The sequence below is a fragment of the Duganella sp. P38 genome (genome assembly GCF_050859475.1).
In the GTDB taxonomy this organism is placed as follows: Bacteria; Pseudomonadota; Gammaproteobacteria; order Burkholderiales; family Burkholderiaceae_D; genus Rugamonas.
On record NZ_CP193936.1, the window covers coordinates 1,414,914 to 1,437,061 of the forward strand.

A 22,148-nucleotide genomic window follows, 5' to 3' on the forward strand; every position below is an offset into this window, starting at 1 on the left:
CGGGATTAAAAAAGGACCGTCGCTCCCTGCTGAGGACAACGCCGGCCCAAACCGTTACCGCTTAATGCTCGATGCCGTGCGCCGGCATGCCGCCGCGGCTGCTGTTCAGCATGTCCGGCTTGATCTGTTCGAAGCGCAGCACCTTGCCGCCGTGTTTCTGCACAAACGCATCGGCGTCGGCCTGCTGGCTGAACGGCGCGATCGCCGCGCCCATCGAGCCCTGCGCATCGCTGCCGAAGACGTACAGCGCATCGCGCGCCGCCAGCCAGTGGCCGCGCGGCTGCCGCCAGTCGGCCTTGCCCATGTCCTGCACGTAGAACGCGCTGATGGCGCGGCGCTGTTCCGGCGCCAGCATTTCGCTCAGCAACTCCATCACGTCGCAGAAATATTCGGTCTTGCCATCAGTCAGGCGGACCTGGGCCTTGGGGCCGGGGAAATCGCGCAGCAGCATGCCGTCGAGCGCGCACGCGGCGTCATCGGACGCATTGATGGCCGGCAGCGTGGCCGCCGGGTGGGTACACGCGGCCAGTAGCAGCGCGGCGGCCAGCGCGCTCCAGCGCAGGCGAATGGTTTTCATGTAAATCTCCTGAGTGCGATACAAAACGGTAGAACAATCCAGGCCAGCATCACGCCGGCCAGCAGGCCCGGATGGGTCCAGCCCTCGGGCATGACGGTGGCCAGCCCGTACATGGCTTGCGCCTGATCCGAGCTGAATACGTTCAGCAGGCGGAACACGTCGGCCGGGTTCAACATCAGCAGGGCGGCGAACAGCCCGCTACCGAGCTTGCCCTGGCTGAGCACCATCACGCCCATCAGCAGCAAGTCGAACACCAGCACGAACAGGAACCACAGCGTCAGCGCGATGCCGCTGGCGCGGATGCGGTCGCGCGTGCTGACCGAAACCAGCATGGCGATGCTGAGGAAGGCCAGCCCCATCAGCACGGCGCTGGCGACAAATTGGGTGTAGCGCCAGCCCTCGGACACGGTCAGCTGCGAGAACAGCGGCAGCAGCCCGGCGCCAAAGCCGATGGCGGTAGCGCTGGTGAGCGCCGCCGCCAGCCCCAGATACTTGCCGAGCAGGACCTCCAGCCGCGTCACCGGCATCGACAGCAGCAGTTCCAGCGCCCCGCGCTCGCGCTCGCCGACAATCGCGTCGTAGCCGAGGATCAGCGCGATCAGCGGCACCAGGTAAATGACCAGGCTGGACAGGCTGGCAATCGTGGCGTCGATGCTATGGAAGCCGACCTGTCCCTGCTGCGCCGCGCCGAAGTAAGCGATGGCCAGCGCGAACACGGCAAACGCCAGCGCGACCGCCAGCACCCAGCGGTTGCGCAGGCGGTCGCGCCATTCCTTGGCGGCCAGCACGCCGACCTGGCGCCATTCAATGGGTGCGTGCATGGGCGCCTCCGTAGCCGAGGAATACCTGTTCCAATGTGGATTCCTGAATGGTGATATCGTCGGCGCAGCCCGATAGCTGGCGCAGCACGGCCATCTTGCCGGCGCCGGCGCAGCGGATGCGCAGCTGTTCACCATGGCCTTCCAGTTCCAGCGCCACTGGCGACGCGGCCAGCGCCGCGCGCGTGGCCGCTTGCAGCGGCAACGGCACGGTGGCGGTGATGGTCAGCGCGGCGGGCGTGTCCATGCCGGCGCGCAACTGCGCCAGCGTGCCTTGTACGGCCACTTTGCCGCCCTGCATGATCAGCAACTGATCGACGCGGTGCTGGATTTCCGCCAGGATGTGCGAGGTGATGACGATGGTGGCGCCGCGCCCTTGCACCGTGCGCAGGATGGCGTAGAAATCGGCAATGCCTTGCGGGTCCAGGCCGTTGGTGGGCTCGTCGAGGAAGATGATGTCCGGCTCGCCCAGCAGCGACTGCGCCAGGCCGAGCCGCTGGCGCATGCCTTTGGAGTAAGTCTGCACGGCGCGGCTGGCCGCCTGTGTCAGCCCCACCTGCTCCAGCAGCGCCGCGCAGCCGGCGCGCGGAATGCGCTTCAGGTCGGCGAAGAAGTGCAGCACCTCCCGGCCGCTGAGGTTGTCGTAGGTGACGAAGCTTTCCGGCAGATAGCCGATGCGGCGGCGTGTCTGGCGAAAACCCGCCCCGGCGGCGTTCTGGCCCAGCACATGCAGCGTGCCGGCCGACGGCGTGACCAGCCCGAGCATCAGCTTGAACAGCGTGCTCTTGCCGGCGCCGTTGTGGCCGATCAGGCCGAACATGCCGCCGCGTGCGATGTCGAAGCTGACGTCTTGCAGGGCGGTGAACGCGCCGTAGCGGTGCTGGATGCCGCGCAGGCTGACGGCAGCGTCAGTTGGTGTCGGTGCGAGGTGCGATGTCATTCCATTTTTTCCAATTCTGAGAGAGCGGCCGCATGCGCGGATGGCGGTCCACCACGCTGGGCGCGCGCAGCGGCGGGAACTGGCGCGCGGCAAAGCGCAGCGTTTGCAGCGCCGGACTGGCGCTGAGCAGCTTGAGCAGCGGGTATCGCCAGTTCAGGCGGTCAACCAGGTCGTTGGCTTCGTAGCGGATGTCGCCCTGGCCATCGGCGTTCTGGTCCCAGCCGTTGTAGTTGCTCCAGTAGTTGCCTTGCTGCTTGCCCCATTCGACATCGCGGGCCGCGACGAAGCGCACTTGCTCGCGGTTGCCGATGAAGTCGTTGCCGTCGACTTCATTGTTGGACGAGCCGGCCGACAGGTGGACGCCGGTGCGGTTGTTGATGACCAGGTTGCCGCGCAGGATGTTGTATTCGGCGTCGTAGACGAACAGGCCACGGTCATTGCCGGCTACGATGTTGTCTTCGATTAGCGAGTCTTGAATGGTGCGCAGCATGATGCCGTGGTCGGTGTTGCCCCAGGAGATATTGCGGCGCACGGTCAGGCTGCGCACTTCCATCAGCGCCAGGCCGGCGCGGCTGAGATAGACCTGGTTGTCTTCCCAGATGCTGTGGTTGGTGTTCATATAATGTGTGCCGTAGCGCACGTGGTGGATGCGGTTGTGGCGGAATTCGGCGTCGCGCGAGACATCGACATAGATGCCGTCGCGCGTGGTGCTGATGTGGTTGCCGATGACGCGCACGCCGCGCGTGTCGTACACCTGGATGCCGTTGCCGCGCTGTGCCGATTGCAGGTCGCGGCGGCCGGTGATGGTGTTGTTGAGCAGATGCGCGTCGTCGACCCGTTCGACCCAGATGCCGAACAGGTTGGCGATCAGCTGGCACTCGCTGATGTGGACGCGATGGGCGCCAGGCGATACGTAGATGCCGGCGTTCTGCGCGGTCAGGTTGTCGCCGCTGTCGCGTACCACCAGGCCGGTGAGTTTGACGTCGGCGGCGTTGACGCGGATGGTGTCGCCGTGGCCTTGTGCGCTGATGACGGGGTGGTGCTGGTCTTTGGCTTGCAGAGTGAGTGGTTTATCGATGACCACGCGTTCGTTGTAGGTGCCTGCTTCGATCAGCAGCGTGTCACCGGCGTGGGCGCGGGCGATGGCGGCGTTGATCGATGTGCCGGACGGCACTGACAGCACGGCCGCCAAGGCAGGGCCGGGGCCGGCGCCGGCCAATGTCAACGCCAGCATGAGCGACAGCATCAGCGCCCGCGCCGGCCGGCACGCCAACGGCACCGGCTCGGTCAGCCCCCCAGGCGCCGCCAGCTTCGCCTGCGCCCGATGTGTGGGGTTCTGCATGGCGCTCCACGATGGCGAACACGCGCTGCGTGCGGCTGTCGTCATGGCTGCTCCTTGCCCTTCGACGGCAGCGTCGCGCGCAAGCTGTCGAGCGAGAGGAAATAGCCATCGGCGCCGATGCGGGTCAGTGCCTGCCCGCTGGCTTCGCGCTGCTTGCGCTCTTTCACCAGCGGCGGACAGGCGTGATCGTCGTAATACATGATCATGCAGTCCAGGCACAGCATGCATTCCATCTGGTCGATCTTGCCCTTGCTGTCGATGGCATGCGAGCCGCAGCCGGCGGCGCAGGCGTGGCAGGTGGTGCACTCCGCCTTGCGCTTCAAGCCGAACATGCGGAACCTGCCAGGCAGCGCCAGGCCAGCGCCCATCGGGCACAGGTACTTGCAATAAGGGCGCTCACTGAACAGCGACAGCCCAAGGATGACGCCAATGAAAATCCAGAACGGCCAGCTACGGTTCCACACGCCGACCAGGAAGGTCGTTTTGAACGGCTCGATCTCCGCCAGATGCTCGGCCGTCTCCATCGAGAACAGCGAAACGCCGATCAGCCCGAAGAAAATCGCGTATTTGAGCCAGCGCAGCTTGTCATGAATTTTCTTTGGCAGCAGCTTCTGGAAGCGCTTCAGGCCCATGGCCGAACCCAGCTTCAGCATCAGGTGTTGCAGCGAACCGAAGGGGCACAACCAGCCGCAGAACAGGCCGCGTCCCCATATCAGCACGGTAATGATGATGAACCACCAGAACAGGAAGATAAACGGATCGGACAGGAACAACTCCCAGCGCCACTGATGAATCAGCGAATGCAGCCAGGTCATGATCTGCGTAATGCTCGGCTGCGCCTTCAGATAGAAACCGATGAAGCCGGCGCTAACAAGCCACAGCACCAGGCGCGGCCAGCTAATCAGCGGCTTGTGCTTGCGGTTGGAAGCGCGCACCAGCCGGTCGCGCTGCGAATACAGCGCGGCGGTGAACAGCAGCGTCAGCACAAAGAAACTGATTTGCGGAATGCGGTCGAGCCAGATGCCCTGCCACGCCGGCCGCGCCACCACGACTTCAGGATGGCCGCCTTCGAGATAGCGCGCCGGCAGCCAGTATGGCTCATCGTAGTGGGCGAAGGTCTTGGCGCCTTTGGCGTCCAGCTTGTTGACCAGCAGCGTGAGCGTCCACGGCCACGCCGGGTTGAAATGTTTCGAGCGGACGATGAAGATGCCCGACTCACGGTAGGCCGGCGCATCGGCCGGTTGCAGATGGTAGAGGTTCAGGTAATCGGTATCGCGGAAAGTATACGTCTCCGGTTCCTGCCGCACCTGGATACGATCATAGATGCCGCCGCGCACGAAGCCCGAGCCTTTGAACGAGGTCTGGCCGTTGGCGATGACGAAGATCGCGTGCTCATCCGGCTTGAGGTCGGCCATCAAGCGCTGATAACCGTGCTCGCCGAGCAAGCTGTTACCCAGCGTCGGCGTGTTGAGATAGCCGAAATACAGGTCGATGTAATCGCCGCGCGCGCTGTCGGCGCCGACTTCCTTGGCTGAAATCTTCAAGCGGCCAATCGATCCTTCATCGGCCAGCCGGGCCCAGTTCAGGCGCTCGTCCAGCGGCGTGAAGCGCGCGGGCGGGCGCGCCGCCGTGGTGAAAATCCCGACCTGGCGGCCGATTTCGTAGGCACTGCGGGAAATCACCTGGTTCTCGGCGATGGCGGTGACGGTGGCGCCGCTAATCGCATCCAGGCCGACGCTGCCGTCGCCGCCGCGGCCGATTTCCAGCTTGGCGTCGCCGCGCCGGCCGACATACTGGTCGATGAATGTGAGCAGCGCCGATTCCGGAATGCCGGCCAGCAGTATCGGTTCGGAATGCTTGACCACGCGCACGCCGGTGATGACGCCCTTGGTGTCCATGCCGATCAGCGTGATGACCGGCTTGCCGGAATAGGCCGGAATGTCGACCACGTCGGTGGAGAGGAAAACGTAGCCGACCACCTTGCCGTCGGCGTCCAGCGCCTGCACGTATTGGGGCGAGCCCATGCGCTTGGAGAAGCGCTGCGCCAGCGGCATCACATCGCCGCAGGCGGCGTGGGCGCACAGGTCGGAACCGTGCAGCAGTTCTTTTGGCAGTTCGGCGTCGTAGACGGTGGCGCCAGCCAGTGGCGCCGTCAGCGCGGCCAGCAGCATGGCCAGCCCTGCCAGCAGGGATTGTGAAGTAAAACGTCATGATGGGGCGCCCGGCGGCTGACGCATCAGCCGGCCGGGACTTAAGCTACAACTCAGGCTTCAACCAGGAAACGGCTGCGCATTTCCAGGTGCAGGGCGTGGCAGAAGTGCGTGCAATACAACCAGAACGCACCCGCGTGATCGGCCTTGAACGTCACCGATTTGGTTTCCTGCGGATTGACGATGAAGTTGATGTTGTAGGTTGGAATCGCGCAGCCGTGCGTCAGGTCTTCCACCTTGTCGTAGTTGGTCAGCGTCAGCGTGACCTCATCGCCTTTCCTGACCTTGATGACCGGCAGGCTGTACGCCGGCGCCTGCGACATCAGCCGCACATGGACCTTGTTGCCCTTGCGCTCGATACCGGCGGTTTCCGGCGTGACGGCGTTGGGGAAGTCGGCCATGTTGTGGATCTGGCGCGTTTTCACCACGTCGCGGCGGACGATGATGCCGTCGTGCGGTTCCGAGTAGGCGGTGTGGTCCGCGACCAGCTTCATGCTGGCGCCGCTGATGTCGATCAGCTGTTCGGTTTCCGGATGCAGCGGGCCGACCGGCAGGAAGCGGTCCTTGGAGAACTTGTTGCCCGAGTTGAGGTACTTGCCGTCCGCCTCGACCGTTTCGCCCATCGACGAGTAGTTGTGGCCCGGCTGGTAATGCACGTCGAATTTTTCCAGGATCACTTTGGCGTTCTTGTCGCCCTTGAACTGCGCGATGGCCGCCTCGACATTCCACTTGACCGACTGGCTGTCGAGGAACAGCGAGGTGTAGGCGTTGCCCTTGCCGTCGAAGGCGGTGTGCAGCGGGCCGAGGCCGATTTCCGGCTCCGCCACCACGGTGTCGCGTGGATCTTTGACGCCGCCGTCGAACCACTGCAATACCTTGCCCAGTTCGATCACGGTGGCGGTCGGCGACAGCTTGCCCGAGCAAACGAAATACTTGCCGTCAGGCGTGGCGTTGACGCCGTGCGGGTTCTTGCCGACCGGGACGTAGCAGCTGATCGCGGTCTTCGGATCCGCGTTGGCGGCTTTGCGGCCATCGACTACCGGCACTTTCGAGCTGCCGATGGTGGTGAACTTGCCGGCCTTGACCATCGCTTCGACGCGCTCGATGTGGAGGAAGACGCAGGCGTCGCGTTCGGCCGACATCATGCCGTTCAGGTCGGCGGCGTTTTCCACGTTGTATTGATTACAGGCGGCCAGCTTGCCGTCATACGAGGTGGCGCACAGGTCCATATTGCCGTCGACGCGCACCTGCCACATCACTTCCATGGTCTCGGCGCTGACGCAGCTGAACAGCGCGCCCCATTTTCCCGGGTCGTCCAGGTCGCGGCCGTCGTTCGGCAGCGGGATGTGGAATTCGGCGCCGCAGAACACGCGGGTGGTGTAGTCGATCTTCGGATCGACCGGGTCGCACTTGTCCGGGAAGATGCCGTGGAAGCCGGCCACGTTGGGCAGCTCGGTGATCTTGTCGGTTTCCATGGTGTCCATGCGGATGCGCGCCACGCGCGAGTGCAGCTTGTCGTTGATGAACAGCCAGCGGCCGTCATACGTGCCTTTCTTGTAGCTGCCGTGCACGTGGTGGGTGTCGCCGGTGGTGTATTTCAGCGAACCGTCTGGCCTGGTGCCCATGATGGCCTTGGATTCGTTGGTGATGCCCCAGCCGACCATGCAATCGATGTTGAACACGGGGATGCGCTTCAGCTCGCGGCCCGATGGCAGGCCCAGCACACGCGCCTCGCCCGAGTGGCCGGAGCTGATGAAGGCGTAGTAATCATCGAGCTGGCCCGGCGCGACTTCGCCGCCGGTATGCGCGGCCGCCGCGGCGGTCTTGCCGCCCGGCTTGGCGCCGGCCGCTGCCTCATCCTTGCAGCCGGCCAGGCCCAGCGTCACGCCGGCCAGCCCCAGTGCGGCGCTCTTGCCGAGGAAGCCACGGCGTGTCGACGTCGTGTCGTTGGTGGTGTCCATCTTCTTGCTGTCCATCTGTCGTTCTCCATCGTTGCGAATTTGCTCAACGAGTATTTTCGATGCATCTTTTCGAAAAAACGATGATGTGGATCAAGCATTTCAGGACCGTCTGCGGCGATTGCCGCAAACTTGATCCAGGCGCTGTTTCGCGTGGCGTGCGTGTCGTGCGCGCATCCATGCTAGTCTGGCCGGACCAACGTGCGCCGCCCGCTTTAGCTAACAGGAGAAGCTCATGACCACTCAGAAAACGCCGCGATCCGACGGTCTGCTGCCTGCCGACGACGAGGTGGCGGAGGAAGTCAATCTCGACCAGCAATCGGACCAGGCCCGCCGCGTCGGCAAGCCGCCGGTTATTCCCGACAAGGCGCCGGCGCAGCAGCGTCCGGCCGAGCCGTGAACATCGTCGAGTCGATGGTGAAGGAATCGTCGGCCTGCACGGCGAAGTAGTCGCGGGTTTCTTCCGGCGCGCTGCGCAGCAGGGCGCGGATGGCGGTGACGCGCTGCGCCGGCGTGCGCATGCGCGCGATCCATTCGTCGAATTTCATCTGCAATTTCCAGTCCCCCGCCTGTGCGCCGGTGAAGCCGGCCTCGCGCAGCATGGTCAGCCATTCAGAAGGGCGGTAGTCGCGCACATGCGAGCCGTCGCGCAGCAGTTCCACCGCTTGCAGCGTGGTGTCGTGCAGCGGCGATTCCGGCGCGGTGATGTCGATGATGACGAACACGCCGTTGGGTTTGAGCACGCGCCGGACTTCGCGCAGCGCGGCCGGCACGTCGAGCCAGTGGTGCGCCGAGAAGCGCGTGATGACCATGCAAAACGCCGCGTCGCCATACGGCAGCGCCGCCACATCGCCTTGCCGCGTGCGCAGGTTGTGGTGGCCGCGCTGGCGCGCGGCGTCGGCCACCACGTCCAGCATCTGCGCCGACAGGTCATAGGCGGTGACCGATTCCGCCGCCGGCGCCACCGCGAAGCTGGCGTGGCCGGCGCCGCAGCCGAGGTCCAGCACCACTGGCCGCTTCGGCAGCGCGGCGGCGGCGTCGTGCAATCGCAGCAGGTCGGCGCCTTGCGCGTGGACGCTGCTGGTGAGGTAATTGCTGGCGGTATTGCCGAACTGTTGGGCGACGACGGCTTGCTGTTGCATGATGTTTTCTCCAAAAGGTGGCTGAGTCGGTGCAGAATAGGCGGGTTTTTATCCTGTAACAAGACAAGGTTTTATCCTGGTATAAGGCAGCACCATGCAAAGCAAACTTGGCGATTTCATCCGCGCGCACCGCGAGCGCACCACACCTTCCAGCGTCGGCCTGGCCAGCGATGGCCGCCGGCGCACGCCCGGCTTGCGGCGCGAGGAACTGGCGCAGTTGTGCGACGTCAGCCCGACCTGGCTGACCTGGCTGGAGCAGGGCAGGGACGTGGCCGCCTCCGGCAAGCTGCTGGCCCGCATGGCGGAGGTATTGCAGCTCAACGCGGCCGAGCGCGCATATTTGTTCAGCCTGGCCGAGCGGCTGGACCCGCAACATGGCGAAGCAGCGCCCGATGCCGGCGAACCGCTCGGCGAGATCGTCGCCGCGATTGACGGGCCTGCCTACATACTCGATCGCCAGTGGGATGCGCTCGCGTGGAACGAGCACGCGGCAGCGCTGTTCGGCGGCTGGCTCGATGTGGAGGAGGCCGAGCCGGCGCAGCCGAACCTGTTGCGCTTCATGTTCCGCCATCCCGCCGCGCGCGGGCTGATCATCGACTGGGAAGACCGGGCGCGCCGGCTCGTGGCCGAATTCCGCGCCGACATCGGCAAGCATGCCGGCGAACCGCCGCTGGCGGCGTTGATCGCGGAACTGTCCGCGGACAGTGCAGCATTCCGCGCGCTGTGGACCTCGCAGGATGTGGTCAACCGGGAGGGCGGCCTGCGCCGTTTCCTCCATCCCCGCGCGGGCGAACTGGGCTTCAATCAGATCACCCTCCACCTGGCCAGGCGCCATGACCTGAAGCTGGTGATGTTGTTGCCGGCTTGACAGAGCACGCCGCAGTAATTAATATCCGACCGGTTGGAAATAAATTACCGAGGTGGGTATGGGACGTAAGCGGGTGATCGACCAGGAGCAAATCCTGGATGCGGCGGAGAAGGTGGTGGCGCGCGATGGCGCGGCGCGCCTGACGCTGGAGGCGGTGGCGGAGGTGGCGGGCATCAGCAAGGCCAGTGTGCTGTACGACTACAAGTCGAAGCAGGCGCTGATCGCGGCGGTGGTCGAGCGGGCGGTGCGCAACGATAACGCGTTCAACGCCAGCGTGACAGCCAGCCTCGGCGAAGTCGGCAGTCCGGCGATCCGGGGCCGCATCGCCGCGGCCGCGCAGCCGCTGCCGGAAGAGTTTCGCGCGACCGCGCTGAACCTGTGCGCGGCGCTGGCGCAGGATCGTGAGTTGCGCGCCACGGTGCAGGACAATCAGGCGGCCATCGTCAAGCAAGTGCTGGACACGGCCGAATATCCGCGCGGCGCGCTGCTGGCGTATCTGGCGCTCGAAGGGCTGAAACTGCTGGAGGCGATGGATCTGTACCATTTTCCGGCCAGGCAGCGCAAGCAGGTACTGGCCGATATCGGCGCGCTGGTGGAGGCGAAATGAGCCGTATCTTCATCACCGGTGGCAGCGGCTATGTGGGCCGCAATCTGATTCGTCACTTGGTCGCGCGCGGCGACAGCGTGGTGGCGCTGGCGCGCAGCGCGCAGGCGGCGGCGACCGTCACAGCACTGGGCGCGACCGCGCATCACGGCGACTTGCGGCAGCCTGGCCTGAGCGGCGCCATGTGCGGCTGCGATATCCTGATCCATGCCGCCGCCGACACGAATCACGGCTGGGGCACGGAGGCGCAGCGGCAAACCAATCTGGACGGCACGCGGCATGTGTTCGCGTCGGCGCGCGCGGCCGGCGTTCAGCAGGTGATCCATATCAGCACCGAGTCGGTGCTGCTGGATGGCCAGCCGTTGCGGAACGCCACCGAGGATCAGGCGTTTCCGCACAAGCCGGCCGGTGCATATTCGCGCACCAAGGCCGAGGCGGAACGCATCGCGCTATCGTACGCCAACGAGGCGATGTCGGTGGTGGTGCTGCGCCCGCGCTTTGTCTGGGGGCGCGACGACACCACCGCGCTGCCGCAGCTGAGCGCCGCCGCGCGCGAGGGCAAGCTGGCGTGGATCGACGGCGGCGGCTATCGCACGTCGACCACCCATATCGCCAACTTGTGCGCGGGCGTGGACAAGGCGCTGCAGCATGGGCGCAACGGCCAGGTGTACTTCATCACCGATGGCGAGCCGGTGGTGTTCCGCGAATTCATTACGCGCCTGCTGGCCACGCAGGGCATCACCGCGCCGGACAAGAGCGTGCCGCGCGCGCTGCTGGGCAAGATCGCCGCCATCGGCGACCTGCTGGCCGCGATCAGCCGCGGCCGCATCAAGCCGCCGATCACGCGCCAGGAGTACGCCACCATGGCGGTCGAGGTCACGCTCGACATCGGCAAGGCCCGCAAGGAACTCGGCTACGCACCCGTGATGAGCGCCGACGCCGGCCTGGCGGAGCTGCGCGGCTTGACGTAGCGCAGGCCGGTACCACCAGCGCGCGCCGGGTGCGATCGCTGTCTTCACATGGCAGCCGATGGTGGCGGCGGCCGGGCTTGCTATAATGGCAGCGACGGCGCGCCATGCGTTGTCCTGGCTCCGGTCGTCGCCACAATGACGTCCTGTTGGCCCGCCCGGGCCTGTCGTCAGGGAGCTTCCTCTGTCCACTCGTCAAGAAAATCTGCACAGCATCTATGCGATGCTGATTGCTGTCGCCATGTTCTCGTTCATGGACACCACCATGAAGCTGTTGTCGGCCCACTACCCGGCCGTGCAGGTGACGGCGCTGCGCTCGCTCAGTTCGCTGCCGCTGTTGTGCGGCTACATCCTGTATCGCCGCGCGTTCAAGGGCATCTTGCGCGTGCGCTGGCCGATGCACCTGTTCCGCGCCGGGCTCGGCATCGCCATGCTGACCACCTTCGCCTACGGCCTGAAAGCGCTGTCGCTGGCCGAGGCGTACTCGATCTTCTTCATCGCGCCGGCGCTGATCACGGCGCTGTCGGTGTGGGTGCTGAAGGAGCGCGTCGGCGCCGGCCAGTGGGTGGCGATCGCGGTCGGGCTGCTGGGCGTGCTGGTGGTGCTGCGTCCGGAAGGCGCCGGCTTCTTGTCGCTGGGCGGGCTGGCGATCCTGGCGGCGGCCGCGTGCTACGCGGTGTCGGCCATCAGCGCGCGGGTGCTGGCGCGCACCGACAGCACCGAGTCGATGATGTTCTGGCTGCTGACGCTGATGTCGGTCGGCGCCGTGGCGCTGGCGTGGCAGAGCTGGGTGCCGGTGCGCGCCGAGCACGGCTGGATCCTGCTGGCGCTGGCGCTGTCGGGCTTCTTCGGCCAGCTGGCGATCACCAAGGCCTTCAGCACCGGCAAGGCGTCGATCGTGGCGCCGTTCGAATACACGGCGCTGGCCTGGGGCGTGGCGATCGACTGGCTGTTGTGGCAAGCTTTACCGGACGGCTACACGCTGCTGGGCGCCGGCATCATCATCGCCAGCGGCATCTACCTGGTGCGGCGCGAGGCGGTGCATGTGGAAGCCGAGCATCCTTAACCGCAGTTCGCTATAATCGCCTGATGTTAAAACAACGCACTATCAAAGAACTGGTCCGCACCACGGGTGTGGGCCTGCACTCCGGCACCAAGGTCGAGCTGACCCTGCGCCCGGCCGCGCCGGATACCGGCATCGTGTTCCGCCGCGTCGACCTGTCGCCGGTGGTGGAATTCCCGTCGAGCGCGATGGCGGTGGGGGACACCCGCATGGCCTCGGTGCTGGTCAAGGACGGCGCGCGCGTGTCGACGGTCGAACACCTGATGTCGGCCTGCGCCGGGCTCGGCATTGACAATCTGTACATCGAAGTCAGCGCCGAGGAAATCCCGATCATGGATGGTTCGGCCTCGTCCTTCGTATTCTTATTGCAACAGGCGGGCGTGCTGGAGCAGCCGGCGGCGAAAAAATTCATCCGTGTGCTAAAGCCGGTGGAAATTCGCCAGGGCACGGGCGAGCAGGAAAAATGGGCGCGTTTGCTGCCGCACGACGGCTTCAAGCTCGACTTCTTCATCGAATTCAACCACCCGGCGGTGGACGGCACGCAGCAGCGCGCGACGGTCGACTTCGGCGACGTCTCGTATGTGCACGACGTGGCGCGTGCGCGCACGTTCGGTTTCATGCAGGACGTGGAAATGCTGCGCGGCATCGGCCTGGCGCGGGGCGGCTCGCTGGAAAACGCCATCGTCATGGACGAATACCGCATCCTCAACTCGGACGGGCTGCGCTACGAAGACGAGTTCGTGCGGCACAAAATCCTCGACGCCATTGGCGACCTGTACCTGATCGGCCACCCGCTGCTGGCCAGCTACGAAGCGCACAAATCCGGTCACGGCCTGAACAACCAGCTGCTGCTGGAGCTGCTCAAGCACCCGGACGCCTACGAAATCGTCACCTTCGACAGCAACGACGCCGCCCCGCAATCCTATGTGCGCCAGATGGCGCGCGAGTGGGCGCTAACTTAAAACCGGGGTCAGGTCTGACATTCGCACACGGGCTCAACTGCTACGCAGTTGAGCCCGTGTGCGAATGTCAGACCTGACCCCGGGTTAGCGGCGGCGGGCTACCATGGCTTTGACCGCTTCGATCAGCGCGCTGTTCTGCGGGCTGGCTTCCAGCGACGCGCTCAATTGATCGAATGCTTCTACCGCCGCCGGCGGCAGTTCCAGTGCGCGCATCTTTTCCTTGATTTCGACCGCCTTGGTCATCTGCACCTTGATGCGCACGCCAGTTACCTGCCAGCCGCGCCGCACCAGCGTTTCTTGTAATTTAGGTAATTGTTGCTTCAGTTTGGCCGCCAGCGCGGTGGTCGGTAGCGACAGCAGCAACTGGCCGTCCTCGAACGAGAGGATCTCGGCATGCTGGAACATGGCCGGCAGGCAGTCGGCGCAGTCTTTTTGCAGGCGCGCCATGCGCTCGACGGCCGGCAGCAGCGCCGCCATGCGGTCGTGGCGGCGCAGGAAGTCGGTGGCGCCAACCGCCGTCGGCCGCTTGAGCGAGATGTTGGAGGAGTTGAATCGCATGCGGCGAAACATATCACAGATCGTCCAGCGCCCCAAAGTCGTCACCAGCGGTTAAAATTGCTTGATTTTGTGACATTGTTCACCTTTGGGCTATTGTTATATAGGCTAATAACCCAATGTAGCACCGGACGCGTGATAAAATCATCGTCTTTTGCCATAGTCCAACTCCGAGCAGCAAGGCGCAGGGCTTTTTTAACGGCGTTTTTACAAGAATTCAAGCATGTCTTTTCTGACCAAGATTTTCGGCAGCCGCAACCAGCGCCTGCTCAAGCAATACCAAAAAACGGTACGCGAGATCAATGCGCTCGAACCGGCAATGGAAAAACTGTCGGACGCCGAGCTGCAAGCCAAGACGCCCGCCTTCAAGGAACGCCTCGCCGCCGGCGAGACGCTGGACCAGATTTTGCCGGAGGCCTTCGCGGTCTGCCGCGAGGCGTCCAAGCGCGTGATGAAGATGCGCCACTTCGATGTGCAGATGATCGGCGGCATGGTGCTGCACTACGGCAAAATCGCCGAGATGGGCACCGGCGAGGGCAAGACCCTGACCGCAACCCTGCCGGCCTACCTGAACGCGCTGTCCGGCAAGGGCGTGCACATCGTTACCGTCAATGATTACCTGGCCCAGCGCGACGCCGAGACCATGGCCAAGCTGTACGGCTGGCTCGGCCTGACCACCGGCATCAACCTGTCGCAGATGGAGCACTCGGCCAAGCAGCAGGCCTACGCCTCGGACATCACCTACGGCACCAACAACGAGTTCGGTTTCGACTACCTGCGCGACAACATGGTGTTCGACGCCAAGGACCGCGTGCAGCGCGTGCTGAACTTCGGCATCGTCGATGAAGTCGACTCGATCCTGATCGACGAAGCCCGTACCCCGCTGATCATCTCCGGCCAGGCCGAGAACCACACCGACCTGTACTACAAGATCAATGAAGTGCCGCCGCTGCTGACGCTGCAAGTGGGCGAGGAAACCGCCGACGGCAAGGGCAAGGTCGAAGTGCCGGGCGATTACACCAAGGACGAGAAGGCGCACCAGGTGCTGCTGACTGAAGCCGGCCACGAGAAGGCCGAGGCCATCCTCACCCAGATGGGCCTGCTGGCGGAAGGCGCTTCGCTGTACGATTCGGCCAACATCACGCTGGTGCACCACCTGTACGCGGCGCTGCGCGCGCACGCGCTGTACTTCAAGGATCAGCACTACGTGGTGCAGAACAATGAAGTGGTGATCGTCGACGAATTCACCGGCCGCCTGATGACCGGCCGCCGCTGGTCCGACGGCCTGCACCAGGCGGTCGAGGCCAAGGAAGGCGTGAAGATCCAGAACGAGAACCAGACGCTGGCCTCGATCACCTTCCAGAACTATTTCCGCATGTACGCCAAGCTGGCCGGCATGACCGGCACGGCCGACACCGAAGCCTATGAATTCCAGGAAATCTACGGCCTGGAAACCGTGGTGGTGCCGCCTAACCGTCCATCGGCCCGCAAGGACCGCCAGGACCAGGTGTATAAATCGGCGCAGGAAAAGTACAACGCGATGATGCTGGAAATCCGCGAGTGCTACGAGCGCGGCCAGCCGGTGCTGGTCGGCACCACCTCGATCGAGAATTCCGAGCTGCTGTCGGGCATCCTGACCAAGGCCGGCCTGCCGCACAACGTGCTGAACGCGAAACAGCACGCCCGCGAAGCGGAGATCATCGCCCAGGCCGGTTCGCCGAAAGCCATCACCATCGCCACCAACATGGCCGGTCGCGGTACCGACATCGTGTTGGGCGGTAACGTTGAAAAGCAAATCCAGTTCATCGAGGCCAATCCGGACCTGAGCGACGCCGACAAGGCCGCGCAAGCGCAATCGCTGCGCGACGGCTGGCAGGCGCTGCACGAACAAGTGGTGGCCGCCGGCGGCCTGCACATCGTCGGCACCGAGCGCCACGAGTCGCGCCGCGTCGACAACCAGCTGCGCGGCCGCGCCGCCCGCCAGGGCGACCCGGGCATGTCGCGCTTCTTCCTGTCGCTGGACGATCCGCTGCTGCGCATCTTCGCCGGCGACCGCGTGCGCGCCGTCATGGACCGCCTGAAGATGCCGGAAGGCGAGCCGATCGAGGCGGGCATCGTCTCGCGTTCGATCGAAACCGCGCAGCGCAAGGTGGAGGCGCGCAACTTCGACATCCGCAAGCAGCTGCTGGAATATGACGACGTCGCCAATGACCAGCGTAAAGTCATCTACCAGCAACGTAACGAGCTGCTGGAAGCGACCGATATTTCGGAACTGATCCAGTCGCTGCGCCACGGCGCCTTCACCGACCTGGTGCGCGAATACGTGCCGGCCGAGTCGGTCGAAGAGCAGTGGAACCTGAAAGGCCTGGAAGCGGCGCTGGCGGCCGAATGGCAGCTCGACGTGCCGCTGACCAAGATCATCGAGCAAGAGCCCAACCTGACCGACGACGAAATCGTCGAGCGCGTGCTGGCTGCCGCCGATGCGCTGTACCAGTCGAAAGTGGACATCGTCGGCAAGGAATCGTTCGCCGGCTTCGAGCGCAACGTCATGCTGCAATCGGTCGACTCGCACTGGCGCGAACACCTGGCCGCGCTCGATCACCTGCGTCAGGGCATCCACCTGCGCGGCTATGCGCAGAAGAATCCGAAGCAGGAGTACAAGCGCGAAGCGTTCGAGCTGTTCGGCCAGATGCTGGACATGATCAAGAACGAAGTCGTCAAGCTGATCATGACCGTGCGCATCCAGTCGCGTGAAGAGATCGACGCGGCCGAAGCGGCGATGCAGCAGTCGCACGTGGAAAACGTCAGCTACCAGCACGCCGACTTCAACCCGAACGCGGCGCCGGAAGAACTGCTGGCGCCGCCGCAATTCACCAACCTGCCGCCGGAACTGCAAAACCTGACCGGCGAGCAGCTGATGGAGCTGGGCCTGAAGGTCGGCCGCAACGACCCATGCCCATGCGGCAGCGGCAAGAAATACAAGGCTTGCCACGGCAAGCTGGCGTAAAGCGGCAGGCTGATAGACAATGAACCCGTAAAGTTGCAAGGCTTTACGGGTTTTTTTATGTCGATAACGGAGGCGCAGCATGAAGCAGACCCTGGACGCGGACATCGCGACTATCGCCAAGATCAGCGCTGTGCCGACGATCCTGGAGGCGGTGGCCGAGCTAACCGGGCTGGGCTTCGTCGGCATCGCCCGGGTGACGCCGTCGTCATGGCATTTGTGCGCCATGCTGGACAAGCTGAACTACGGCCTGTCGGTCGGCAGCGAGCTCGACATCAAGACCACGCTGTGCGAGGAAGTGCAGCATACCGGCTGCGCCGTCATCATCGATTCGGTACGCGACAGCGAGCAGTACCGCGACCATCACACGCCGCGCCTGTACGGTTTCCAGAGTTATTTCTCGATCGCGCTGTACCGGCCCAGCGGCGAGTATTTCGGCTCGCTGTTCGGCTTCGATCCCGAGCAGGCCGAGCTGACGCGCGAGGCCACGCGCAAGACGCTGCTGCTGTTTGCCGAGCTGATCAGTCGGCAACTGGCCAGCGAGGAGGTGCTCGACGAAGCCCAGGCCGCCCTCAGCGACGAAATGAAGACCGCCAAGCTGCGCGAGCAGTTCATCGCCGTGCTGGGGCACGACATCCGCACGCCGCTCAGCACCATCATGAACGGCACCGAGATTCTGCGTCACCGCGCGCCGGCGTCGCTGACGCCGCTGCTGGACATGATGCAGCGGAGCAGCCAGCGCATTGCCGCGCTGGTCGATGATGTCACCGATTTCGCGCGCGGGCGCATGGGCGGCGGCATCTCGCTCAACCTGCGCCACGAAAGCAATCTGGAGGCGCCGTTGCAGCAGGCCATCGACGAGCTGCGCAGCGTGTATCCGCAACGCGAGATCGTTGCCGTGCTGCCGGCCGGCATCGCCTTGCTGTGCGACGCCGCGCGGCTGGTGCAACTGCTGTCGAACCTGCTGAAGAACGCGCTCGTCCACGGCAGCCCGACGGCGCCGGTGCGGGTCGAGGTGCGTCAGGCCAACGGCATGTTTGAAATGGCGGTGACCAATAGCGGGCCGGCGATTCCGGCCGATACGCTGGCGCAGCTGTTCAAGCCGTTCTGGGGCTCGGCGACGGCGGACGGCAAGCAGGGCCTTGGCCTGGGGCTGTTCATCGCCTCGGAAATCGCGCTGTCGCATGGCGGCGTGCTGGAGGTCGTATCGAACGACGAGGCGACCACGTTTTACCTATCGTTCACACATCGCCCCTGAGCGATGATTATTCTGGGAGAAGGAATGCAGGGTGTAGAGGAGCTGATGCTGCGCGTCGCGGCATGCGAGGAAGAAAACAAGCGGCTGCGCAGGCAGGTCAAGCGCCAGGGTGTCGGTTTGCTCGGCGCCTTGCTGGTGACGCTGCTGGGCACGGCGACGGCCAGCATCGCGTTGAAGAACGAGGTGTTCGGCACGATTCAGGCGCGCGATATCACCATCGTCGACAAGAACGGCGTGGTGCGCGCGCGCATGAGCGGCGACATGCCGGACGCGGTGATGTACGGCGGCCGCGTGGCCAAGCGCGGCGGCGAGGCGGCCGGCTTCATGATCTACGATAAGGATGGCTACGAGCGTGGCGGCTACGTCACCTTCGACCACGACAACGCGATGCTGTCGCTGGACTCCAAGCACTACATGGTCGCCAGCCTGATCGCCGGGCCGGACGAGAATGGCGTCGGCGTGCTGAATCTGGCCAACAAGCAGCACGGCCTGGAGCTGCGCGTCGATGACGATGGCGGCCGCATGAGCGTCAGCAAGGGCCGCGTCGTGCAGCAGCAGACGCCGGCGATAGACGTATTGTCCAAGGAAACCTGCACGCGCTGGCGCAAGATCGAACACGAGAACCCGAATAAAAATGTCTGCCGCAGCCGCTACACCGAGGCGGCCTGCAACCGTTGCCTGGCCGGGGAATAAGCGATGCGCATTTGCCATGTTCTTTTCGCAGCATGCGTACTGATCGCGTCGCAGGCCTCCGCGCAAGCGGACTGGGAAGCAGGTGCGAAGCAGGCCGACGATGCGTATTGGGCCGCCTACAACAAAGGCGATGCCGACAAGATGAACTCCTTCCTCGCGGACGATGTCGAGTTCTATCACGACCGTGGCGGCACGCTGATCGGCAAGCAGGCGCTTGCCGCGGTCAACGACGGCATGAAGACTGCCGAGCACAAGCTGCGCCGCGCGGCCATACCTGGCAGCGTCCGCTTCTTCCCGATGCGCAATGGCGAGACGATCTACGGCGTGCTGGTCTCCGGCGAACACCAATTCTTCGTGGCGCCGAATGACAAGCCAGAGTTTCCAGTCGGCCGCGCCTACTTCACGCAGTTGATGGTGCTGCAAGACGGCGCCTGGAAAGTGTCGCGCATCTTCAGCTACGAGCACGTTGACGCGCCGGACAAGTAGCCGCGCTATGCCGCCTGCCGGTAACCGGCGTCGTTGGCGCTGGCGCTTGGCTGGATATCGGTCAGCAGCCGCACCACGGCCGGGGCATCCAGGCCGTGAATGGCGGCGTGGAAGCGGTGTACCAGTTCGCGGTTTAATTTTTCTTCCGGCGTTGTTTCATGTTGTTCTCGCAGGCGGCGGCGCGCGCGGGCCAGATGCTGGCGCGCGTTCGCTGCTCTGGCGCCGAGGATCGCCGCGATGTCGGCGTGTTCGCATTCAAATACTTCGTGCAGCACCAATGCCAGGCGCTCGGCGGGCGATAAGGCCAGCAGGCAGGCTAGCGCGTCGGCCAGTTCGGCGCGCCGTAACATGGTGTCTTCCGGCGATACAGGCGGTATGCCCGGCGTCAGCTCCGCCGCCGTGTTGGCTGCCAGCGCGTCCCGTGCCCGCTTGCGCAGGCGGTCAATCGATTGGTGGCGCACCACGGTGGTCAGCCACGCGGCCGGCGTCGCCACCGATTGCCGCTCGGCGTTGTGCCATTTCAGGAAACAATCCTGCACCACATCCTCGGCCTCCGCCTCGCTGCCGACAATGCGGGCGCTGATCGCTTTCAGGCGCGGCCGCAATTGCTCGAACAAAACCGTATCAATGGCTGGTGGCATGACGAAACTCCTCAACAGGCTGGTTCCCGCTTGACGCCCGGCGCGGGCAGGGTGTGACACGCCGGCGAAATATTTTTTCAGCCGTCACACCAAGGCCGGCCGCCGGCGTCAAACAGGTACTTTACCCTGAAAGGACCATCATGAACGCGTTAGTGCCCACCGTCATCGAACAAACCGCGCGCGGCGAGCGCGCTTTCGACATCTACTCGCGCCTGCTCAAGGAGCGCGTGATTTTCCTGGTCGGCGAGGTGACGGAGCAATCGGCCAACCTGATCGTCGCGCAGCTGCTGTTTCTGGAATCGGACAACCCGGACAAGGACATCTCGCTCTACATCAACTCGCCGGGCGGCTCGGTGTACGCCGGCATGGCGGTGTACGACACCATGCAGTTCATCAAGCCGCAAGTGTCCACGCTGTGCACCGGCTTTGCCGCCAGCATGGGTTCCATCCTGCTGGCGGCCGGCGCCACCGGCAAGCGCTACGCCTTGCCCAACGCCCGCATCATGATCCACCAGCCGCACGGCGGCTCGCAGGGCGTGGCGGCCGATATCGACATCCAGGCGCGCGAGATGCTGTACCAGCGCCACCGCCTCAACACCATATTGGCCGCGCGCACCGGCAGGCCGCTGGCGCAGATCGAGAAGGACTCCGACCGCGACAACTTCATGTCCGCCGCCCAGGCCGCCGAGTACGGCCTGATCGACCATGTGCTGGCCTCGCGTGAGACGGTGCCTGCCAGCAATTTCTAGCAAAGCTGCGCGCCCGGGGCATGAGGTATTACAATAGCGGCTCATCTTTCCACCCACTGAGATCACACATATGGCCGTCAATTCCCCTCTGCCCATCGCCTCCGAACTGAAGCCTGTCGCCGGTGTTGAAATCGGCTTTGCCGAAGCCGGTATCAAGAAGCCGAACCGCAAGGACGTGCTGGTGATGAAACTGGCGCCGACCGCGACCGTGTCTGGCGTATTCACGCTGAACCGCTTCTGCGCGGCGCCGGTGCAGATCGCCAAGGTGCACCTGGCCGCCGCCAAAACCAGCGGCAAGCCGATTGCCGCGCTGCTGGTCAATACCGGCAACGCCAACGCCGGCACCGGCGAGCTGGGCCTGTCGCTGGCCAACGAGACCTGCGTGGCGCTGGCGTCGCAGCTGGGCGTGGAGCCGGCGCAGATCCTGCCATTCTCGACCGGCGTGATCCTGGAACCGCTGCCGGCCGCCAAAGTGATCGCCGGCCTGCCGCAAGCCGTGGCCGGCCTGAAGGCCGACAACTGGTTCAACGCCGCCGAAGCCATCATGACCACCGACACGCAGCCGAAAGCCGGCTCGCGCACCGTCACCATCGGCGGCCACAGCGTGACCATGACTGGCATCTCGAAAGGCGCCGGCATGATCAAGCCGAACATGGCCACCATGCTGGGCTACCTGGCGTTCGACGCCAAGGTGGCGCAGCCGGTGCTCGACGAACTGGTCAGGCACGCGGCCAACCACTCGTTCAACTGCATCACCATCGACGGCGATACCTCGACCAACGATTCCTTCATGCTGATCGCCACCGGCGCCGGCACGCTGGAGATCAGCTCGGTCGATCAGCCGGAATACGCGCAGCTGCGCGACGCGGTGACCGAACTGTCGCTGTTCCTGGCGCAAGCCATCGTGCGTGACGGCGAAGGCGCCACCAAGTTCATGAGCATCATCGTGGAAGAGGGCGCCAGCGTGGAAGAGTGCCGCAAGATCGCCTACTCGATCGGCCACTCGCCGCTGGTGAAAACCGCCTTCTTCGCGTCCGACCCTAACCTGGGCCGCATCCTGGCCGCCATCGGCTACGCCGGCGTCGACGATCTGGATGTGTCCAAGCTGAATCTGTACCTGGACGACGTGTGGGTGGCCAAGAACGGCGGCCGCAATCCGGACTACAAGGAAGAAGACGGCCAGCGCGCGATGAAGCAGGCGGAAATCACCGTGCGCGTGAAGCTGGCGCGCGGCAACGCCTCGGCCACCGTCTACACCTGCGACCTGTCGCACGATTACGTGTCGATCAACGCCGACTACCGCTCGTAAG

At 64.6% G+C, this 22,148-nt stretch carries 21 protein-coding genes; 12 read left to right on the top strand and 9 right to left on the bottom strand.

Annotated features, from left to right (window positions below):
- Positions 1–61: 61 nt before the first annotated feature.
- The 6 genes from ACRQ5J_RS06505 to nosZ all read right to left on the bottom strand — a co-directional run bounded on the left by ACRQ5J_RS06505 (position 62) and on the right by nosZ (position 7,863).
- The gene (locus ACRQ5J_RS06505; RefSeq protein ID WP_432381944.1) at positions 62–577 is read right to left on the bottom strand and encodes a nitrous oxide reductase accessory protein NosL; all 516 of its coding nucleotides are present in this window, start codon (positions 575–577) and stop codon (positions 62–64) included.
- A complete protein-coding gene (locus ACRQ5J_RS06510) occupies positions 574–1,398 on the bottom strand; it encodes an ABC transporter permease (protein ID WP_432381946.1) in 825 nt (274 codons plus the stop codon). The genes ACRQ5J_RS06505 and ACRQ5J_RS06510 overlap by 4 nt, the downstream gene beginning before the upstream one ends.
- Positions 1,382–2,335 (bottom strand): ABC transporter ATP-binding protein, encoded by a 954-nt coding sequence (locus tag ACRQ5J_RS06515; protein ID WP_432381948.1) that lies wholly within the window; start codon positions 2,333–2,335, stop codon positions 1,382–1,384. The genes ACRQ5J_RS06510 and ACRQ5J_RS06515 overlap by 17 nt, the downstream gene beginning before the upstream one ends.
- Positions 2,304–3,581: a nitrous oxide reductase family maturation protein NosD gene (locus tag ACRQ5J_RS06520; protein WP_432383600.1), complete on the bottom strand. Its 1,278-nt coding sequence runs from the start codon at positions 3,579–3,581 to the stop codon at positions 2,304–2,306. Before ACRQ5J_RS06520 ends, ACRQ5J_RS06515 begins: the two co-directional genes overlap by 32 nt.
- A 137-nt stretch (positions 3,582–3,718) precedes the next feature.
- A complete protein-coding gene (locus tag ACRQ5J_RS06525; RefSeq protein WP_432381949.1) occupies positions 3,719–5,848 on the bottom strand; it encodes a 4Fe-4S binding protein in 2,130 nt (709 codons plus the stop codon).
- 92 nt (positions 5,849–5,940) lie between these two features.
- A complete protein-coding gene (gene nosZ, locus ACRQ5J_RS06530) occupies positions 5,941–7,863 on the bottom strand; it encodes a TAT-dependent nitrous-oxide reductase (protein WP_432381951.1) in 1,923 nt (640 codons plus the stop codon).
- A 217-nt stretch (positions 7,864–8,080) separates the two neighbouring features.
- Here nosZ and ACRQ5J_RS06535 point away from each other — a divergent pair, with 217 nt between their 5' ends.
- Positions 8,081–8,245 (top strand): hypothetical protein, encoded by a 165-nt coding sequence (locus ACRQ5J_RS06535; RefSeq protein ID WP_432381953.1) that lies wholly within the window; start codon positions 8,081–8,083, stop codon positions 8,243–8,245.
- Here ACRQ5J_RS06535 and ACRQ5J_RS06540 read toward each other — a convergent pair.
- Positions 8,199–8,987 carry a class I SAM-dependent methyltransferase gene (locus ACRQ5J_RS06540; RefSeq protein WP_432381954.1) on the bottom strand — a complete coding sequence of 263 codons (789 nt, stop codon included), beginning with the start codon at positions 8,985–8,987 and terminating at the stop codon, positions 8,199–8,201. The two genes, ACRQ5J_RS06535 and ACRQ5J_RS06540, sit on opposite strands and share 47 nt — an antisense overlap.
- A gap of 94 nt (positions 8,988–9,081) precedes the next feature.
- Between ACRQ5J_RS06540 and ACRQ5J_RS06545 the strand changes: the two genes are divergently transcribed.
- From ACRQ5J_RS06545 to lpxC, 5 genes are all read left to right on the top strand, one after another.
- Positions 9,082–9,855, top strand: a complete 774-nt coding sequence (locus ACRQ5J_RS06545) for a helix-turn-helix transcriptional regulator (RefSeq protein ID WP_432381956.1) — start codon at positions 9,082–9,084, stop codon at positions 9,853–9,855.
- 58 nt (positions 9,856–9,913) lie between these two features.
- Positions 9,914–10,462, top strand: a complete 549-nt coding sequence (locus ACRQ5J_RS06550) for a TetR/AcrR family transcriptional regulator (protein ID WP_432381958.1) — start codon at positions 9,914–9,916, stop codon at positions 10,460–10,462.
- A complete protein-coding gene (locus ACRQ5J_RS06555; protein ID WP_432381960.1) occupies positions 10,459–11,430 on the top strand; it encodes an NAD-dependent epimerase/dehydratase family protein in 972 nt (323 codons plus the stop codon). The genes ACRQ5J_RS06550 and ACRQ5J_RS06555 overlap by 4 nt, the downstream gene beginning before the upstream one ends.
- A 220-nt stretch (positions 11,431–11,650) precedes the next feature.
- A complete protein-coding gene (locus ACRQ5J_RS06560) occupies positions 11,651–12,493 on the top strand; it encodes a DMT family transporter (protein ID WP_432381962.1) in 843 nt (280 codons plus the stop codon).
- Positions 12,494–12,516: 23 nt separating this feature from the next.
- Complete coding sequence (gene lpxC / locus ACRQ5J_RS06565; protein ID WP_432381964.1) at positions 12,517–13,452, top strand: UDP-3-O-acyl-N-acetylglucosamine deacetylase; 936 nt, start codon at positions 12,517–12,519, stop codon at positions 13,450–13,452.
- A gap of 84 nt (positions 13,453–13,536) precedes the next feature.
- Here the strand turns inward: lpxC and ACRQ5J_RS06570 are convergent, their stop codons facing one another.
- Positions 13,537–14,010 (bottom strand): DciA family protein, encoded by a 474-nt coding sequence (locus tag ACRQ5J_RS06570; protein ID WP_432381966.1) that lies wholly within the window; start codon positions 14,008–14,010, stop codon positions 13,537–13,539.
- A 220-nt stretch (positions 14,011–14,230) separates the two neighbouring features.
- Between ACRQ5J_RS06570 and secA the strand changes: the two genes are divergently transcribed.
- The 4 genes from secA (at position 14,231) to ACRQ5J_RS06590 (ending at position 19,448) form a co-directional block, all read left to right on the top strand.
- Complete coding sequence (gene secA, locus ACRQ5J_RS06575) at positions 14,231–17,014, top strand: preprotein translocase subunit SecA (RefSeq protein ID WP_432381968.1); 2,784 nt, start codon at positions 14,231–14,233, stop codon at positions 17,012–17,014.
- A gap of 79 nt (positions 17,015–17,093) precedes the next feature.
- On the top strand, positions 17,094–18,269 hold the full coding sequence (locus ACRQ5J_RS06580) for a sensor histidine kinase (protein WP_432381970.1): 1,176 nt from the start codon (positions 17,094–17,096) through the stop codon (positions 18,267–18,269).
- Between the two features lie 24 nt (positions 18,270–18,293).
- On the top strand, positions 18,294–18,962 hold the full coding sequence (locus ACRQ5J_RS06585) for a hypothetical protein (protein WP_432381972.1): 669 nt from the start codon (positions 18,294–18,296) through the stop codon (positions 18,960–18,962).
- Between the two features lie 3 nt (positions 18,963–18,965).
- On the top strand, positions 18,966–19,448 hold the full coding sequence (locus tag ACRQ5J_RS06590; protein WP_432381974.1) for a nuclear transport factor 2 family protein: 483 nt from the start codon (positions 18,966–18,968) through the stop codon (positions 19,446–19,448).
- A 5-nt stretch (positions 19,449–19,453) separates the two neighbouring features.
- On the opposite strand, the gene ACRQ5J_RS06595 is transcribed toward ACRQ5J_RS06590, so the two are convergent.
- Positions 19,454–20,089, bottom strand: a complete 636-nt coding sequence (locus ACRQ5J_RS06595) for a sigma-70 family RNA polymerase sigma factor (RefSeq protein ID WP_432381976.1) — start codon at positions 20,087–20,089, stop codon at positions 19,454–19,456.
- A 140-nt stretch (positions 20,090–20,229) separates the two neighbouring features.
- On the opposite strand from ACRQ5J_RS06595, the gene clpP reads away from it, so the two are divergent.
- Together clpP and argJ are read left to right on the top strand one after the other, a co-directional pair.
- Entirely contained in the window at positions 20,230–20,838 is a 609-nt protein-coding gene (clpP, locus tag ACRQ5J_RS06600; RefSeq protein ID WP_432381978.1) for an ATP-dependent Clp endopeptidase proteolytic subunit ClpP, read from the top strand.
- 70 nt (positions 20,839–20,908) lie between these two features.
- Entirely contained in the window at positions 20,909–22,147 is a 1,239-nt protein-coding gene (argJ, locus tag ACRQ5J_RS06605) for a bifunctional glutamate N-acetyltransferase/amino-acid acetyltransferase ArgJ (RefSeq protein ID WP_432381979.1), read from the top strand.
- The last annotated feature ends 1 nt before the right edge of the window (position 22,148 follow it).